Genomic DNA, 16,471 nt, shown 5'->3' with positions numbered 1-16,471 from the left:
CTCTGTCAACTCGACGCCCGGTATGTGGGATCGGGTTCACCTCATCCGGTGCATCTGAGAGGTGAAAGGTTTGCTCAGTCGCTACCCGGGACACAAGGTGCGCACGGCCGGGCACCCTGTGCGCCGTTGCGATCCCGTGATCCGACTGTGATGCGGTTCGCTTCGACGCGGGTGTCGGAACGAGATCGATCTCCAGGGCGTCCTCCCCTATGAGGCTCTGCGTAGGGCTGGACGTCCTCGTGGGTCCCACAGTTGCGTCAAGGTTTAGGGTGATTTGAACACTTTCCGCTCGGCCTTGGTTCCGCAGAGTGAATAAGGGGCTCAATAGCAGATCTCGGCTTGACTCGCCCGGAGCAGCACACTTGTAATTTCACTCGTGTCGTTCAGCCGGAATCGGTAACGGCTACATCACGGGGACGCGAAAAGACTGACGAGGGGCGCACATGACCGAGCTGGTGCAGCAACTGCTGGTCGACGACGCGGACGAGGAACTCGGCTGGCAGGAGCGCGCACTGTGCGCCCAGACCGACCCCGAGTCCTTCTTCCCCGAGAAGGGCGGCTCCACCCGGGAGGCCAAGAAGGTCTGCCTCGCCTGCGAGGTCCGTTCCGAGTGCCTCGAGTACGCCCTCGCCAACGACGAACGCTTCGGCATCTGGGGCGGACTGTCCGAGCGTGAGCGCCGACGCCTCAAGAAGGCCGCAGTCTGACGGGCGACGTGTCACCGCCGCCCCCCGTCACTCCGTACATACACACGCTTCTTAGTGCAAACGTCACTTAAGGCCCGTCGCCGGTGGGTTGTCCACAGGCGACGGGCCCCCTTGTTGTCCAGCCGATAGTGTGGGCGCTCGTCCGAGACGCCCCGCCGCCCCCACCGGGCACGGGTGTCCCCACAGTCCATTCGAACCGGGGCCCGTACCTCGATGTCCGTGCACAGCCACCCGGCAGCCCGTCAAGACCTCGCTGCCGCACCAGAGTTCCCGCGTCACGTGGTGACCGCGGTCCTCGTCTCCCACGACGGCGCCCGCTGGCTGCCGGACGCGCTCGCCGGGCTGCTAGGCCAGGAGCGCCCCGTCCAGTTCGCCATGGCCGCCGACACCGGCAGCGCGGACGACTCCGCCCGGCTGGTCAGTGAGGCCCTGGGCGACGACCGCGTGCTGCACCTCGCCCGGCGCACCGGCTTCGGCCAGGCCGTCGAGGAGTGCCACCGCGGCGCCCCCCACCTCACTCCGGACGACCTGCCCTATCTGAAGCGGCCGAGCGGCTGGGACCCGGTCACCCGCAGCTGGCGCGACGACGCCTACGACCTGCCGGACCTGCCGCACGGCGAACCGGTCCAGTGGCTCTGGCTGCTGCACGACGACAGCGCCCCCGAGCCGGGCGCGCTGTCCGAACTGCTGCGCGTCGTGGAGAACGAGTACGAGCTCGGCCGCGAGGACGTGGCCGTCGTCGGCCCCAAACTCCGCGGCTGGTACGACCGCAGGCAGTTGCTCGAGGTCGGCGTCTCCATCGCCAACTCCGGCCGCCGCTGGACCGGCCTGGACCGCCGCGAGCAGGACCAGGGCCAGCACGACCACGTACGGCCGGTGCTGAGCGTGTCCACGGCCGGCATGCTCGTCCGCCGCGACGTCTTCGAACAGCTCGGCGGGTTCGACCGGCACCTGCCCCTCATGCGTGACGACGTCGACCTGTGCTGGCGCGTCAACGCGGCCGGCTACCGGGTGCTGGTCGCGCCCGAGGCGGTCGTCCGGCACGCCGAGGCCGCGTCCCGCGAGCGCCGCACCGTCGACTGCGTGGGCCGCACCGCCGCCTCTCCGCACAAGGTGGACAAGGCCGGCGCCGTCCACACCCTGCTGGTCAACACCCGTACCGCCGCCCTGCCCTGGGTGCTGCTGCGGATCGTCCTCGGCACCCTGCTGCGCACCCTCGCCTACCTGGTCGGCAAGGTGCCCGGGCAGGCCGTCGACGAGATCCGCGGCCTCATGGGTGTTCTGCTGCGCCCCGAGCGCGTCCTCGCCGGACGCCGTGACCGCGGCAGCCCCCAGGTCGACAAGGACGAACTGCGGCCGCTGTTCCCGCCGCCCGGCGCGACCGTCCGCGTCACCGTGGAACAGGTGGCGAGCAACCTCGTCGGCCGCTCCGACCCCGAGGCCGTCTCCGGCGCGGGGCGGCACGGCAGCGGGATGGAGTCCGGACCCGGCGGCGACGACGCCGACTTCCTCGAGGTGGAGCAGTTCGCCCGCCTCAAGCGGATCGCCCGCCGGCCCGGCCCGGTGCTCTTCCTGCTCCTGCTGCTGGTGTCCCTGGTGGCCTGCCGTCAGCTCCTCGGCGGCGGCGCGCTGGCCGGCGGTGCCCTGCTGCCCGCGCCCGCCGACTCCGGCGACCTGTGGGCCCGCTACACCGACGCCTGGCACGCCGTGGGGGCGGGCGGCACCGGTACCGCACCGCCCTACCTGGCGATCCTCGCGGCGCTTGCGTCCCTGCTGCTCGGCTCCACCGGCCTCGCCGTCACCGTCCTGCTGGTCGGCTCGGTGCCGCTGGCCGGCTTCACCGCGTACTTCGCCTCCCGCCCGCTCGTCGAGTCCCGGCTGCTGCGCGCGTGGGCGGCCGTCGCCTACGCCTTCCTGCCCGCCGCGACCGGCGCCCTGGCCTCCGGCCGCATCGGCACCGCCGTGCTCGCCGTCCTGCTGCCCCTGCTCGCCCGCGCCGGCATCGCCGCGAGCGGCCTCACCGCCCCCGACGGCCGTGGTAGCTGGCGCGCCACCTGGGCGTACGCGCTGCTGCTCACCGTCACCACCGCGTTCACCCCGATCGTGTGGCCGATCGCGCTGGTCCTCGGCATCGGCGTGCTGGTCCTGCGCAGGGCCGACCTCAAGGCGTACGGCCCGCGCTTCCTGGCACAGTTCGGCAGCCCCCTGCTGGTGCTCGCCCCCTGGTCGCTGTCCCTGCTCCCGTTCGGCTTCTTCAGGGAGGCCGGACTGCCGTACGGGCCGTCGGCCGCCTCCGGGGTCGACCTGCTCGGCGCCGCCCCCGGCGGGCCGGGCACCAGCGGCGGGCTGCTGCTGATCGGCCTGGTCCTCGCCGCGCTCGCCGCCCTGCTGCGCGCCGAGCGCCGTACGCCCATCCTCACCGCCTGGACGGCAGCCCTGGTGGGCCTCGTCTTGGCGGTCCTGTCCAACAACTCCGCCTGGGCCGGCCCCGCCACCCTCGTCTACGGCATCGCGCTGCTGGCCGCCGGCACGCTGGGCGCCGACGGGGCACGCGCGCGGGTCGCGGAGCAGAGCTTCGGCTGGCGCCAGCCGGTCGCCGCCCTGATCGCGCTGGCCTGCGCCGTCGGCCCGCTGGTGCTCGCCGCCGGCTGGATGGTCCGCGGCGCCGACGGGCCCGTCGAGCGGCGCGACCCGGTGCAGGTGCCCGCGTTCGTCGCCGAGGAGAGCGCCACCCGCGACCAGGCCCGCACCCTGGTCCTCGACACCGACTCCGCCGACCACGTCGGCTACGTCCTGGTGCGCGGCTCCGGCGCCCGCATGGGCGACGCGGAGATCACCGCCCAGGACGGCGAGAACAAGCTGCTCGACGGTGTCGTCGCCAACCTCGTCGCCGGCTCCGGCGCGGACCAGGCCGACGAACTCGGCGGCTTCGCCGTCCGCTACGTCCTGGTGCACCAGGGGGCCCCGCGCGAGGTCACCCGGGTGCTGGACGCCACCCCGGGTCTGAGCCGGCTCAGCCAGCAGGCGGGCGGCGCGCTGTGGCGGGTCGACCGGCAGGTCGCCCGCGCGACCGTCGTGCCCGCCGAGGGCAGCGGTACCGCCCCCGAGCCGGTGGCCGCGGGACCGGTCGAGATCCACACCGAGATCCCGGACGGCGAGGAGGGCCGCGTCCTGCGCCTGGCGGACACCGCCGCGGAGGGCTGGACCGCCACCCTCGACGGCAAGCCGCTCACCCGCACCACCGTCGACGGCTGGGCCCAGGGCTTCGAACTTCCCGCCTCCGGCGGCAAGCTGGACGTCACCTACGAGGACCCGTTCACCCACACCGCCTGGCTGTGGGCGCAGGGATTGCTCGCCGTCGTCCTCGTCGTCATGGCCCTGCCCGGCCGGCGCCGCGACATCGACGACGACCTGCCGGAGGAGGCACCCGTCCCGGCCGAGGCCGTGGCCGGAGAGGGCCGCCGGGCCCGCCGGCTGCGCGCACAGGCCGAGGCGGAGGCCGCGGCGGCGGACGGTACCGACGGCGTCGAGTACACCGACGACGAGCGGTTCCCCGACGGCGCGGAGTACACCGACGGCACGGAGGCGGACGGCGGCGTGCCCGCCCCGCCCGAGCACCACCCGGCCCCGCCGGAGCAGCCCCCGGCGCCCGTCCCGCACCAGGGCGACTACGCCGACTGGGACCAGGCGCGGTACCGGAACGCCGAGTACGACGAGAACGCCTACGCGGCCGCCCCGTACCAGCAGTACCCGGCCGGCACCGACGCCTACGGCGGCCAGTACCAGGCGGACGGCTACCCGCAGCAGGGCGGGACGTACGACCCGTACGCCTACGGCACCCCGCAGCAGGGTTACGACCAGACGTATCCGCAGGGCTACGACCCGAACTACACGCAGGGCTACGACACTCCGTACGACCCGCACGGCACGGGCAACGAGCGTCCCGACGGGAGCCAGCAGTGAACCGCACCACCCTGTCCCTGATCGCGGGCGCGACGGCGCTCGCCGCCGTCACCGGCTTCGCCGCGGTCTCCGCCCCGGACGTTGGGTCCGCCACCGAGCGGACCGGGGCGGCGGCCACCCTCCCCGTGGAGCGCACCGGCCTGCTGTGCCCGCGGCCCAGCATCTCCGACCTGGCCGAGACGACGTACACGTCGTTCACCCCGGTCACGCGGGGCGCGGAGGGCGAGGGCACGGCCGCGCTGCGGTCGGCCGCCGAGCAGTCGGCCCCGGACGACGCCGCGACCGGCAAGGGCGAGAAGGACGAGAAGGACGGCGAACAGGCCGGCGACGGCGAGCAGAGCGAGAAGGACGGCGAGAAGGGCGACAAGGACGCCGAGGACGGCAAGGGGAGCGCGAAGGGCGGCGAGCCGGACAAGGCCGACAAGCCCGTGCTTCAGCTGCGGGAGCCCGGCACGCCGGTGACCGCCGACGCCTCCGGTGCCGAGGCCCCCGCCCTCATCGGCACCGCCGACGGCCGCTTCGCGTCCGGCTGGACCACGCAGCAGACCACCGAGGTGACCGCGGGGACCGGCCGGGGGCTGCAGGGCGTCGCCTGCACGGCCGCCGACACGCAGTTCTGGTTCCCCGGCGCGAGCACCGACGACAGCCGCACCGACTACGTCCACCTGACCAACCCGGACGACTCCGCCGCCGTCGTGGACATCGAGCTCTACGGCAAGAACGGCGCGCTCAAGACGACGGTGGGGGAGGGCATCACGGTGAAGCCGCGCTCCGCCGAGCCGGTCCTGCTGTCCACGCTCACCGACGAGAAGCAGACCGACGTGACCGTGCACGTGGTGGTCCGCAGCGGCAGGGTCGGCGCCGCCGTGCAGGCCCTGGACGACGAACTGGGCGGCGACTGGCTGCCCGCGTCGGCCGACCCGTCGGGCAGCCTGGTCATGCCCGGCATCCCCAAGGACGCCACCGGCGTGCGCCTGGTCGCCTTCACCCCCGGTGACTCCGACGTGGACCTGAAGGTGCGTCTGGCCTCCCCGTCCGGACTGATCACCCCGGCCGGCAACGAGACGCTGCACGTCAAGGGCGGCATGACGGCCGGGTTCGACCTGGGCGACCTCACCCGTGGCGAGGCGGGCTCCCTGGTGCTGACGGCGTCGGACCGCTCGGTTCCGGTGGTGGCGGCCGTGCGGGTGCTGCGCGGCAAGGAGGGCAAGCAGGAGACGGCGTTCATCCCGGCGGCCCGGCCGGTCGAGACGCGCGCGACGGCGCTGGACAACACCGCCAAGGGGACGACGCTCTCGGTGACCTCGCCCGAGGGCACCGCCCAGATCAAGGTGACGGCGTCGGCGGGCACCAAGGGCGGTACGCCCGCCACCAAGACGTACACCATCAAGTCGGGCACCACGCAGGACATCGAGGCGCCCGTGCCGGCAGGCGTGAAGGGCACGTACGCGCTGACCGTCGAGCCGCAGGCGGGCACCACCGTCTACGCCTCACGCACGCTGTCCTCGACGGAGGGCGGTGTCCCGTTCTTCACGGTGCAGCCGCTCCCCGACGACCGGGGGATGGTGGCGGTGCCGGACGCGAGCGAGGACCTGTCGGTCTTGCAGCGGTAGCCGTACGACTTTGCAGCGGTAGCCGTGCGGCCGGGCGTCCCCCGGGGCGGTGGGGACGCCCTCAGTCCTCCCCGTACCGGGGGTCGACCGTCTCCGGGGTGAGTCCCAGCAGGTCGGCGACCTGCTCGACCACGACCTCGTGGACGAGCGCCGCCCGCTCGTCACGGCCCTTGGAGCGGATCTCGACCGGCCGCCGGTAGATCACCACGCGCGCCGGGCGTCCCTCGCGCGCGGTCACCGTCCCGCCCAGCGGGACCGTCTCGTCGCTCCAGCCCGCGCCCGCCGCGCCGTCCAGCCGGGGCACGTCCAGCACCAGGAAATCGATGTCGGCGAGCTGCGGCCAGCGCCGCTCCAGCCGCTCCACCGAGTCCTGCACCAGATCCGCGAACGTCTCCGCCCGGCTGGCGGCCAGCGGAACCTGGGGAGGCGCGATCGGGCCGCGCATGCCCCGGCCATGTCGATCACGGCGTCGGGGCCCGGGGCCTGCTGGGCGAGGGGTCACGGGGCTGTCCATCACAGCGAAGGGTAGTCGCCGTCTCGCCGCCCCGCCCGACGCCCGCGCGCCTTCCGGCCGACGCGCACGCCATGTCACAACATGACCATTCCAGCCAAGCTTGGGCTCGATTCCGTATCTCTCCGGGACCGATGACCTCAAGGTATTTGACGGTGTTTGTGCCAACTGGTGACCGGAATCAGAACCGGCCGCGCATCCGCGCCCCGCCGTCCGGGCAGGTCACAGACGTGTGCCCAAAGGGGTATGTGGGGCGTTTCACACCTCGACACGGGGGAGTGACCTGGTGGAGAGTCGTCGCGGCCCGCTCAAGAGTGCGGTACCGTCCAACGTCGTGAGCCCTGTACGTCGCTGTTCGCGCACCGCCTGCGGCCGTCCCGCCGTCGCGACGCTGACGTACGTCTACGCCGACTCGACCGCGGTCCTCGGCCCGCTCGCCACCTACGCCGAACCCCACTGCTACGACCTGTGCGCCGAGCACTCCGAGCGCCTCACCGCGCCGCGTGGCTGGGAGGTCGTCCGCCTGCTCGACGGGTCCGCCCCGGCGCAGCCCAGCGGGGACGACCTGGAAGCGCTTGCCAACGCCGTGCGCGAGGCGGCCCGCCCCCAGGAGCGGGCGGCCGGGGCCGGCGGCGCGCGTGGCGCGGACCCGATGGAGGTCGCGCGCCGCGGTCACCTGCGGGTCCTCCGCTCCCCGGACAACTGACCCCACGCGCCCCGCGCGCCGCGTCACCGTCCGCCGGCCCCCACCGTCACATCCCTTCACCGCACACCCATTGACGTCTCCTTGTCGCGGACACGACCATTCCGGTGACCCCGCGAGAAATCGCTTTCGCATGGCGGAATCCGGGAGGCGCACGTGTACGTCCAGGAACTGGAACCCGTCGCAGGATCGCTCGGCCTCTCCGCGCTCGTGGCGGCCCTGCCCCTGGTGACCGTGCTGGTGCTGCTCGGCGGGGTCCGCCTGAAAGCCCACCTCGCGGGCCTGACCGGTCTGGCGGTGGCCGTCGCCGTGGCCTGGCTGGCGTACGGCATGCCGCTGGACCAGACGCTCTCCAGCGGCGTCCAGGGTGCCGTCTTCGGGCTCTTCCCCATCATGTGGATCGTCGTCAACGCCCTGTGGATCTACCGGATGACCGTCCGCACCCGCCACTTCGACATCCTGCGCCGCTCCTTCGGCCGCCTCTCGGACGACCCCCGCATCCAGGCCCTCGTCATCGCGTTCTGCTTCGGCGCCCTGCTGGAGGCCCTGGCCGGATTCGGCGCCCCCGTCGCGATCTCCGCGGTGATGCTGGTCGCCCTCGGCTTCGACCCCGTACGCGCCGCCGTGGTCGCGCTGGTCGCCAACACCGCGCCGGTGGCGTTCGGCGCGATGGGCACGCCGGTGGTCACGCTCGCCCAGGTCACCGGGTTGCCGCTGGACTCCGTGGCGTCCGTGGTGGGCCGTCAGACCCCGCTGCTGGCCCTCGTGGTGCCGCTGGTGCTGGTCTGGCTGGTCGACGGCCGGCGCGGACTGCGCGAGACCTGGGTGCCGGCCCTGGTCTGCGGTGTGGCGTTCGCCGTGGCGCAGTTCGCCGCGTCCAACTACGTCTCCGCCCAGCTCGCCGACATCGGCGCCGCGCTGGCCGGGGCGGGCGCCCTGATGGCCGTCCCCCGCGCCCGCGTCCCCGCCGCCGAGTCCGTACGGGCCTCGGTGCTGACCGGCACGCGCAGCGAGGAACTGGACGCGGAGGATTCGCGCGGGGAGGTGCTGCGGGCGTACGCCCCCTACGCGCTGATCGTCGCGATCTTCGCCGTGGCGCAGATCCCGGCGGTGAAGGACTGGCTGGCCGGCGCCACGCAGACCTACGACTGGCCCTTCCTGGACGTCGCCGGCCCGGACGGCGGGCCCGTCGGCGGCAACATGTTCAGCCTGCCGCTCGTCTCCACCGGCGGGACGCTCGTGCTGTTCGCCGGACTGACCACCGCGGCGGTCCTCAAGGTGCACGCACGCGTGGCGGTCAGGGAGTGGCTGGCGACCGTGCGCGAACTGCGGTTCGCCCTCCTCACGGTGACCAGCGTCCTCGCCCTCGCCTACGTCATGAACCTCTCCGGCCAGGCCGCGACCATCGGCCACTTCGTCGCGGCGGCCGGGGCGGGACTCGCCTTCCTCTCCCCGGTGCTGGGCTGGTTCGGCGTCGCCGTGTCCGGCTCGGACACCTCCTCCAACGCCCTCTTCGGCGCCCTCCAGGTCACCGCCGCCCAGCAGTCCGGCCTGTCGCCCGACCTGCTCGCCGCCGCCAACAGCTCCGGCGGCGTGCTCGGCAAGATGATCTCGCCGCAGAACCTCACCATCGCCTGCGCGGCCGTCGGGCTGGCGGGCCGCGAGGGTGACCTGCTGCGCAAGGTGCTGCCCTGGAGCCTCGGCCTGCTGCTCGTGATGTGCCTGATCGTGGTGGGCCAGAGCACGGCGGTGCTCGGCTGGATGCTGCCCTGACCGGACCGGCGGACGGCTTGTCCACAGGCACCGGCGGACCGGTTGTCCACAGGTCCGCCGGGCCCGCGCGGGAGCGTCGGGCCCTGCGGGTAGTTTGTGGTGACCGACAGGACCTCCGGAAGGGCTGGCCGTGGCTGCTGATCTCTCGCAGATCGTGAAGGCGTACGACGTGCGCGGGGTCGTCCCCGACCAGTGGGACGAGTCGCTCGCCGAGCTCTTCGGAGCCGCGTTCGTCCGGGTGACCGCCGCGACCGCCGTCGTCACCGGCCACGACATGCGGCCCTCGTCCCCCGGGCTGTCGGCCGCCTTCGCCCGGGGAGCGGCGGCCCAGGGCGCGGACGTGACCGAGATCGGCCTGTGCTCCACCGACCAGCTCTACTACGCCTCGGGCGCCCTGGACCTGCCCGGCGCGATGTTCACCGCCTCGCACAACCCGGCGCGGTACAACGGCATCAAGCTGTGCCGCGCGGGCGCCGCCCCCGTCGGCCAGGACACCGGCCTCGCGGACATCCGGGCCCTCGTCGAGCAGTGGAGCGTCTCGGGTGCCCCGGCACCGGCCGCCGGCACCGGGAAGGTCACCCGGCGCGACACCCTCGACGACTACGCGGCCCACCTGCGCTCGCTCGTCGACCTCACCGGCATCCGCCCCCTGAAGGTCGTCGTCGACGCGGGCAACGGCATGGGAGGGCACACCGTCCCCACCGTGTTCGCCGGACTGCCGCTGACCCTCGTCCCGATGTACTTCGAGCTCGACGGCACCTTCCCCAACCACGAGGCCAACCCCCTCGACCCGGCCAACCTCGTCGACCTGCGGAAGCGGGTCCGCGAGGAGGGCGCCGACCTCGGCCTGGCCTTCGACGGCGACGCCGACCGCTGCTTCGTCGTCGACGAGCGCGGCGAACCGGTCTCCCCCTCCGCCGTCACCGCCCTGGTCGCCTCCCGCGAACTGGCGCGCAACGGCGGCAAGGGCACCGTCATCCACAACCTGATCACCTCCTGGTCCGTCCCCGAGGTCGTCCGGGAGAACGGCGGCACCCCCGAGCGCACGCGGGTGGGCCACTCCTTCATCAAGGCCGAGATGGCCAGGACCGGCGCGATCTTCGGCGGCGAGCACTCCGCCCACTACTACTTCCGCGCCTTCTGGAACGCCGACACGGGCATGCTCGCCGCCCTGCACGTCCTCGCCGCGCTCGGCGAGCAGCAGGGCACGCTGTCCGCACTGGTCGACCGGTACGACCGCTACGCCGGCTCCGGCGAGATCAACTCCACCGTCGACGACCAGGCCGCCCGGATCGCCGCGATCAGGGCCGCCTACGAGGGCCGCGAGGGCATCACCCTCGACGAACTGGACGGCCTCACCGTCACCGCCGCCGACTGGTGGTTCAACGTCCGCCCCAGCAACACCGAACCGCTGCTGCGGCTGAACGCCGAGGCCCGCGACGAGGCCACGATGACCCGCGTCCGGGACGAGGCCCTCGCTCTCATCAGGGCGTAGTCCCCGGGACCGCCCGCGGCAGCGGCGGCGGGGACCGGGGAACGCTCGGGGGACGGCCGGGGCGGTCCGCCCCGGACCCGCCGCGCGGCCCCCCACCAGCGGTACCCTGACCAGCACATCCACCAGCGAAGGGACCCTCATGCCTCTCGAAGCCGGCCTCCTGGAGATCCTGGCCTGCCCGGCCTGCCACTCCCCCCTCGAGGAGCAGGACACCGAGCTGGTCTGCACCGGCCAGGACTGCGGTCTGGCCTACCCCGTCCGCGACGGCATCCCCGTGCTCCTCGTCGACGAGGCCCGCCGCCCGGCATAACCGGAGGCCAACGCCCCGGAGCATCCCGCGTACCGCCGACGCCCCGCCGATCGGAGCCTGTCGCCCATGCTCGACGAATCGCTGCTCGACTCACCGGAAGGCCTCGCCGAGGCCGACCACCGCGCACTGCTCCGCGGCGCCGCCGAGGCCGGCGCCCGCGTCCGCACCGCGGCACGCCACGCCGCCGAGGCGGGCGTGGGAGACCTGAAGCCCGACGGCCGCCCCCGCGCCGTGCTGATCGCCGGTCCCGGAGCCGCCGCCACGCAGACCGCCGACCTGCTCGGCACCCTGGCCGGCGCCGGCAGCCCGGTCACCCGCCTCGCGCCCACCGGGGTCGCGCCCGCCGCGGGCGCCCTGCGCTGGGAACTGCCGGGCTGGGCCGGGTCGGTGGACCTGCTCCTGATCGCCACCCCGGACGGCACCGAACCGGGCCTGTCCCTGCTCTGCGAGCAGGCGTACCGCCGGGGCCTCACCGTCGTCGCCGTCGCCCCCTCCGGTACCCCGCTCGCCGAGGAGGCAGGCGGCAGCCGCGGTCTGTTCGTCCCCATGGCGACCGCGCCCTACGACCACGACGAACCCCTCGCCGCCTCCGCACCCGGAGTGCTGTGGGCGCTGCTCACACCGCTGCTCGCCCTGCTGGACCGCACCGGACTGCTCAGCGCGCCGCCGGAGGCCCTGGAGAAGGTCGCCGACCGCCTCGACTCCGTCGCCGAGCGCTGCGGCCCGGCCGTCGCCACGTACAGCAACGCGGCCAAGACCCTGGCCGCCGAACTCGCCGACTCCCTGCCGGTCGTGTGGACCGAGGGCGTCTCCGCCGGCCCGGCCGGCCGGCGTTTCGCCGCCGCGCTCGCCGAACTGTCCGGCACGCCCGCCGTGGTCGCCGAACTGCCCGAGGCCCTCGCCGCGCACAGCGCCCTGCTCGCCGGCCCGCTCGCCGCCAGCGCCGACCCGGACGACTTCTTCCGCGACCGCGTGGAGGAGGCACCCGCCCTGCACGCGCGTGTGGTGCTGCTCCGTGACCGGCCCCTCGGCGGCCTCACCGCCGCCCCCGCCGCCCGCGAACTGGCCCTCACCCACGACACGCCGATCAGCGAGCTGGAACCGGAGGAGGGCGGCGAACTGGAGACCCTCGCGGAACTGATCGCCGTCACGGATTTCGCCGCCGTCTACCTCGCGCTCGCCTCGGCACCCCGCTGATGCCCGAGGCTTGCTGACCTCCCCGCGTGGGCGCCCGGCCCCGCGCGCCCGCACGAGAACCGGCAGAAGGAACGCAGAGAGCCCCATGGACCGCCTCGACAACACCGTCCGCCCCTACGCCTGGGGTTCCCCCACCGCCATCCCGCGGCTGCTCGGCAGCGAACCGACCGGCGAACCGCAGGCGGAGATGTGGATGGGCGCCCACCCCGGCGCCCCCTCGCGCACCGGCCGGGGCACCCTCGCCGAGGTCATCGACGCCGCCCCGGAGCGGGAGCTCGGCCCGGCCGCGGTCGCCAAGTTCGGCCCCCGCCTGCCGTTCCTGCTCAAGCTCCTCGCCGCGGGCTCCCCGCTGTCCCTCCAGGTCCACCCCGACCTGGCCCAGGCGCGCGCCGGTTACGAGGACGAGGAGCGTAGAGGCGTCCCCGTCACCGCCCCGCACCGCAACTACAAGGACGCCAACCACAAGCCCGAACTGGTTTGCGCCCTCACCGAGTTCGACGGCCTGTGCGGCTTCCGAGACCCGCTGCACGCCGCCGAACTCCTCGACGGCCTCGGCGTGGACTCCCTCAAGCCGTACGTCGACCTGCTGCACGCCCGCCCCGAGGAGGCGGCGCTGCGCGAGGTGCTCACCGCCGTCCTCACCGCCGACCGCGAGGAGATGGCCCGCACCGTCGCGGAGGCGGCCGCCGCCTGCGACCGCCTCGGCGGCCCCTACGCGCCCTACGCCGGCATCGCCCACCACTACCCGGGCGACCCCGGCGTCATCGCCGCGATGCTCCTCAACCACGTCCGGCTGCAGCCCGGTGAGGCGATGTTCCTGGGCGCCGGCGTCCCGCACGCCTACCTCGACGGCCTCGGCGTCGAGATCATGGCCAACTCCGACAACGTCCTGCGCTGCGGCCTCACCCCCAAGCACGTCGACGTCCCCGAACTGCTGCGCATCGTCCGCTTCGAGGCCACCGATCCCGCCGTACTGCGCCCGGAGGCCGGCCCGGACGACGAGGAGGTCTACGAGACCCCCACCGACGAGTTCCGGCTCTCCCGCTACGTCCTGCCCGAGGGCGGCACCACCCACGACCTCACCCTCGCCACCCCGCAGATCCTGCTCTGCACCGCCGGTTCCGTACGCGCCGGAGAACACGACCTGACGCCGGGCCACTCCGTCTTCGTCCCCGCGGGTGAGAAGGCCGAGGTCTCGGGTACCGGAACGGTCTTCCGGGCCACGGTCGTCGTCTGACCGGCAGGTGACGACGACCTGACGCACCGTCGCCGGACAGGGCTGCAACAATGGCCCACCGTCACAGCACGGACAACGTCCCGGCGGCGTGCCCGCACGCCCGTCAGGACGCCCACGGCATACGAAGGGACAACGCGGACACATGAGCGCGTCAGGCGGCACCAAGGCGATCGTGGCGGCACTCGCCGCCAACCTCGCGATCGCGGTAGCGAAGTTCGTGGCGTTCCTCTTCAGCGGTTCGTCGTCAATGCTCGCCGAGTCGGTGCACTCGGTCGCCGACTCCGGCAACCAGGCGCTGCTGCTGGTCGGCGGCAAGAAGGCCCAGCGCCGCGCGACCCCGGAACACCCCTTCGGCTACGGCCGCGAGCGCTACATCTACGCCTTCCTGGTCTCCATCGTGCTCTTCTCGGTCGGTGGCATGTTCGCCGTCTACGAGGGTTACGAGAAGATCAAGCACCCGCACGAGCTGGAGCACTGGTACTGGCCGGTCGGTGTCCTGGTCTTCGCGATCATCGCCGAGGGCTTCTCCTTCCGCACCGCCATCAGGGAGTCCAACTCCCTGCGCGGCGGCCGCTCCTGGAAGGAGTTCGTCCGCCATGCCAAGGCACCCGAGCTGCCGGTCGTCCTGCTGGAGGACCTCGGCGCGCTCGTCGGTCTGATCCTCGCCCTCGGCGGTGTCGGCCTGACCCTCGCCACCGGCGACAGCGTCTGGGACGGCATCGGCACCCTCTGCATCGGCATCCTGCTCATCCTGATCGCCCTGGTGCTCGCCGCCGAGACCAAGTCCCTGCTGCTCGGTGAGTCCGCGGGCGCCGAGCAGACCCGGAAGATCGAGGCCGCAGTGGTCGACGGCGACACCGTCACCCGCATCATCCACATGCGCACCCTGCACCTCGGCCCCGAGGAACTGCTCGTCGCCGCCAAGATCGCGGTGCGGCACGACGACACCGCCACCGAGGTGGCCGCCGCGATCAACGCCGCCGAGTCCCGCATCCGCGAGGCCGTGCCGATCGCCCGCGTGATCTACCTCGAGCCGGACATCTACAGCGAGGCCGAGGCCGCCAAGGGCCCCGACCCCGAGGCCACCCCCGGCGGCCCCACCCAGCAGGACGCCGGCCACTGACCACCGCTCACCACCGTCAGGCCGTTCCGGGAGAGCCCCGCGCTCCCCAGAACGGCCTGATGTGTACGCGGCCGGACTGGGGGCCGCCGGGTACGTCGGTGTAGCTTGGGACGGAGCCAGACGTCGCTGCTGATGGCGGTCGGGCGGTCCCACCGCGGACCGGCCGAGGGAGAGAGGGCCTCCGACGGACTGCGCTGCGCGTACGCGGGCATGCCTGTGCCCTCCTCGGGCACCCCTGTGTCCGCCGCCGCGCAGACCAGCCGTACCCACCTCGACCCAACCCCGAGGAGCAGCTCGCAATGACGACTGTCGACAACCGACAGGACTTCAAGGTCGCCGACCTCTCCCTGGCCGAGTTCGGCCGCAAGGAGATCACCCTCGCCGAGCACGAGATGCCCGGCCTGATGGCGATCCGCAAGGAGTACGCCGACGCCCAGCCCCTCGCCGGGGCGCGCGTCACCGGCTCCCTGCACATGACCGTGCAGACCGCCGTCCTCATCGAGACCCTGGTCGCCCTCGGCGCCGAGGTCCGCTGGGCGTCCTGCAACATCTTCTCCACCCAGGACCACGCCGCGGCCGCCATCGCCGTCGGCCCGAACGGCACGCCCGACAACCCGCAGGGCGTCCCGGTCTTCGCCTGGAAGGGCGAGACCCTGGAGGAGTACTGGTGGTGCACCGAGCAGGCGCTGACCTGGCCGGACAGCCCCACCGGCGGCCCGAACATGATCCTCGACGACGGCGGTGACGCCACCCTCCTGGTTCACAAGGGCGTCGAGTACGAGAAGGACGGCAAGGCCCCGTCCCCCGACACCGCCGAGTCGGACGAGCACCGGGTCATCCTCGAACTGCTCAACCGCACCCTGAGCGAGAACCCGCAGAAGTGGACCCAGCTCTCCTCCGAGATCCGCGGCGTGACGGAGGAGACCACGACGGGTGTGCACCGCCTGTACGAGATGCAGCGCGAGGGCACCCTGCTGTTCCCGGCGATCAACGTCAACGACGCCGTGACGAAGTCGAAGTTCGACAACAAGTACGGCTGCCGGCACTCGCTGGTGGACGGCATCAACCGGGCCACGGACGTGCTGATCGGCGGCAAGACCGCGGTCGTGTGCGGCTACGGCGACGTCGGCAAGGGCTGCGCGGAGTCGCTGCGCGGCCAGGGCGCCCGCGTCATCGTGACCGAGATCGACCCGATCTGCGCGCTGCAGGCGGCGATGGACGGCTACCAGGTCACGACGCTGGACGAGGTCGTCGACAAGGCCGACATCTTCATCACCACGACCGGCAACAAGGACATCATCATGGCCTCGGACATGGCCAAGATGAAGCACCAGGCGATCGTCGGCAACATCGGTCACTTCGACAACGAGATCGACATGGCCGGCCTCGCCAAGGTCCCCGGCATCGTCAAGGACGAGATCAAGCCGCAGGTCCACACCTGGACCTTCCCCGACGGCAAGAAGATCATCGTGCTGTCCGAGGGCCGTCTGCTGAACCTGGGCAACGCCACCGGCCACCCGTCGTTCGTGATGTCCAACTCCTTCGCGGACCAGACCCTGGCCCAGATCGAGCTGTTCACCAAGCCCGACGAGTACCCGACCGGTGTCTACGTGCTGCCCAAGCACCTGGACGAGAAGGTCGCCCGTCTCCACCTGGACGCCCTCGGCGTCAAGCTGACGACGCTGCGCCCGGAGCAGGCCGACTACATCGGTGTGAAGGTCGAGGGCCCGTTCAAGCCCGACCACTACCGCTACTGAGCCGGCGCTCCCGACCGAGCCCCGAGGCAGGCCCCCGCACCCCCGTGCCGGGGGCCTGCCCCGTTGGCGGACCGGCGACCGG

General features: G+C 73.0%; 12 protein-coding genes. 11 read left to right on the top strand and 1 reads right to left on the bottom strand.

Going from position 1 to position 16,471, the window contains the following annotated elements:
• Positions 1-443 precede the first annotated feature (443 nt).
• The 3 genes from F3L20_RS28435 (at position 444) to F3L20_RS28425 (ending at position 6,283) form a co-directional block, all read left to right on the top strand.
• Complete coding sequence (locus F3L20_RS28435; protein ID WP_003975777.1) at positions 444-707, top strand: WhiB family transcriptional regulator; 264 nt, start codon at positions 444-446, stop codon at positions 705-707.
• Between the two features lie 213 nt (positions 708-920).
• Positions 921-4,670, top strand: coding sequence for a glycosyltransferase family 2 protein (locus tag F3L20_RS28430; RefSeq protein ID WP_150156724.1), 3,750 nt, complete (start codon positions 921-923; stop codon positions 4,668-4,670).
• Positions 4,667-6,283: a DUF5719 family protein gene (locus F3L20_RS28425; RefSeq protein WP_150156723.1), complete on the top strand. Its 1,617-nt coding sequence runs from the start codon at positions 4,667-4,669 to the stop codon at positions 6,281-6,283. Before F3L20_RS28430 ends, F3L20_RS28425 begins: the two co-directional genes overlap by 4 nt.
• A 61-nt stretch (positions 6,284-6,344) precedes the next feature.
• On the opposite strand, the gene F3L20_RS28420 is transcribed toward F3L20_RS28425, so the two are convergent.
• Positions 6,345-6,728: a metallopeptidase family protein gene (locus tag F3L20_RS28420; RefSeq protein WP_145827002.1), complete on the bottom strand. Its 384-nt coding sequence runs from the start codon at positions 6,726-6,728 to the stop codon at positions 6,345-6,347.
• Positions 6,729-7,080: 352 nt separating this feature from the next.
• Between F3L20_RS28420 and F3L20_RS28415 the strand changes: the two genes are divergently transcribed.
• The 8 genes from F3L20_RS28415 to ahcY all read left to right on the top strand — a co-directional run bounded on the left by F3L20_RS28415 (position 7,081) and on the right by ahcY (position 16,389).
• Positions 7,081-7,500 (top strand): DUF3499 domain-containing protein, encoded by a 420-nt coding sequence (locus F3L20_RS28415; protein ID WP_024886453.1) that lies wholly within the window; start codon positions 7,081-7,083, stop codon positions 7,498-7,500.
• A 153-nt stretch (positions 7,501-7,653) separates the two neighbouring features.
• Complete coding sequence (locus F3L20_RS28410; RefSeq protein ID WP_150156722.1) at positions 7,654-9,270, top strand: L-lactate permease; 1,617 nt, start codon at positions 7,654-7,656, stop codon at positions 9,268-9,270.
• Between the two features lie 130 nt (positions 9,271-9,400).
• Entirely contained in the window at positions 9,401-10,765 is a 1,365-nt protein-coding gene (locus F3L20_RS28405) for a phosphomannomutase/phosphoglucomutase (protein WP_150156721.1), read from the top strand.
• Positions 10,766-10,904: 139 nt separating this feature from the next.
• The gene (locus F3L20_RS28400) at positions 10,905-11,075 is read left to right on the top strand and encodes a Trm112 family protein (RefSeq protein ID WP_078541071.1); all 171 of its coding nucleotides are present in this window, start codon (positions 10,905-10,907) and stop codon (positions 11,073-11,075) included.
• A gap of 66 nt (positions 11,076-11,141) precedes the next feature.
• A complete protein-coding gene (locus tag F3L20_RS28395) occupies positions 11,142-12,272 on the top strand; it encodes an SIS domain-containing protein (RefSeq protein WP_150156720.1) in 1,131 nt (376 codons plus the stop codon).
• Positions 12,273-12,357: 85 nt separating this feature from the next.
• Positions 12,358-13,509, top strand: coding sequence for a mannose-6-phosphate isomerase, class I (manA, locus tag F3L20_RS28390; protein ID WP_150156719.1), 1,152 nt, complete (start codon positions 12,358-12,360; stop codon positions 13,507-13,509).
• Between the two features lie 142 nt (positions 13,510-13,651).
• On the top strand, positions 13,652-14,632 hold the full coding sequence (locus tag F3L20_RS28385) for a cation diffusion facilitator family transporter (RefSeq protein ID WP_150156718.1): 981 nt from the start codon (positions 13,652-13,654) through the stop codon (positions 14,630-14,632).
• Positions 14,633-14,931: 299 nt separating this feature from the next.
• Positions 14,932-16,389, top strand: a complete 1,458-nt coding sequence (ahcY, locus tag F3L20_RS28375) for an adenosylhomocysteinase (protein WP_145827009.1) — start codon at positions 14,932-14,934, stop codon at positions 16,387-16,389.
• Positions 16,390-16,471: the final 82 nt, after the last annotated feature.

This window comes from Streptomyces tendae, assembly GCF_008632955.1.
Taxonomy (GTDB): domain Bacteria; phylum Actinomycetota; class Actinomycetes; order Streptomycetales; family Streptomycetaceae; genus Streptomyces.
Note: the sequence above shows the minus strand (reverse complement) of the source record. Positions and strands in the feature narration are given on the sequence as shown.

Excerpts from the sequence above, each read along its gene's own strand:
- F3L20_RS28435 (WP_003975777.1), top strand. The coding sequence starts at position 444 with ATGACCGAGCTGGTGCAGCAACTGCTGGTCGACGACGCGGACGAGGAA.
- F3L20_RS28430 (WP_150156724.1), top strand. The coding sequence starts at position 921 with ATGTCCGTGCACAGCCACCCGGCAGCCCGTCAAGACCTCGCTGCCGCA.
- F3L20_RS28420 (WP_145827002.1), bottom strand. The coding sequence starts at position 6,728 with ATGCGCGGCCCGATCGCGCCTCCCCAGGTTCCGCTGGCCGCCAGCCGG.
- F3L20_RS28400 (WP_078541071.1), top strand. The coding sequence starts at position 10,905 with ATGCCTCTCGAAGCCGGCCTCCTGGAGATCCTGGCCTGCCCGGCCTGC.
- F3L20_RS28395 (WP_150156720.1), top strand. The coding sequence starts at position 11,142 with ATGCTCGACGAATCGCTGCTCGACTCACCGGAAGGCCTCGCCGAGGCC.
- manA (WP_150156719.1), top strand. The coding sequence starts at position 12,358 with ATGGACCGCCTCGACAACACCGTCCGCCCCTACGCCTGGGGTTCCCCC.
- F3L20_RS28385 (WP_150156718.1), top strand. The coding sequence starts at position 13,652 with ATGAGCGCGTCAGGCGGCACCAAGGCGATCGTGGCGGCACTCGCCGCC.
- ahcY (WP_145827009.1), top strand. The coding sequence starts at position 14,932 with ATGACGACTGTCGACAACCGACAGGACTTCAAGGTCGCCGACCTCTCC.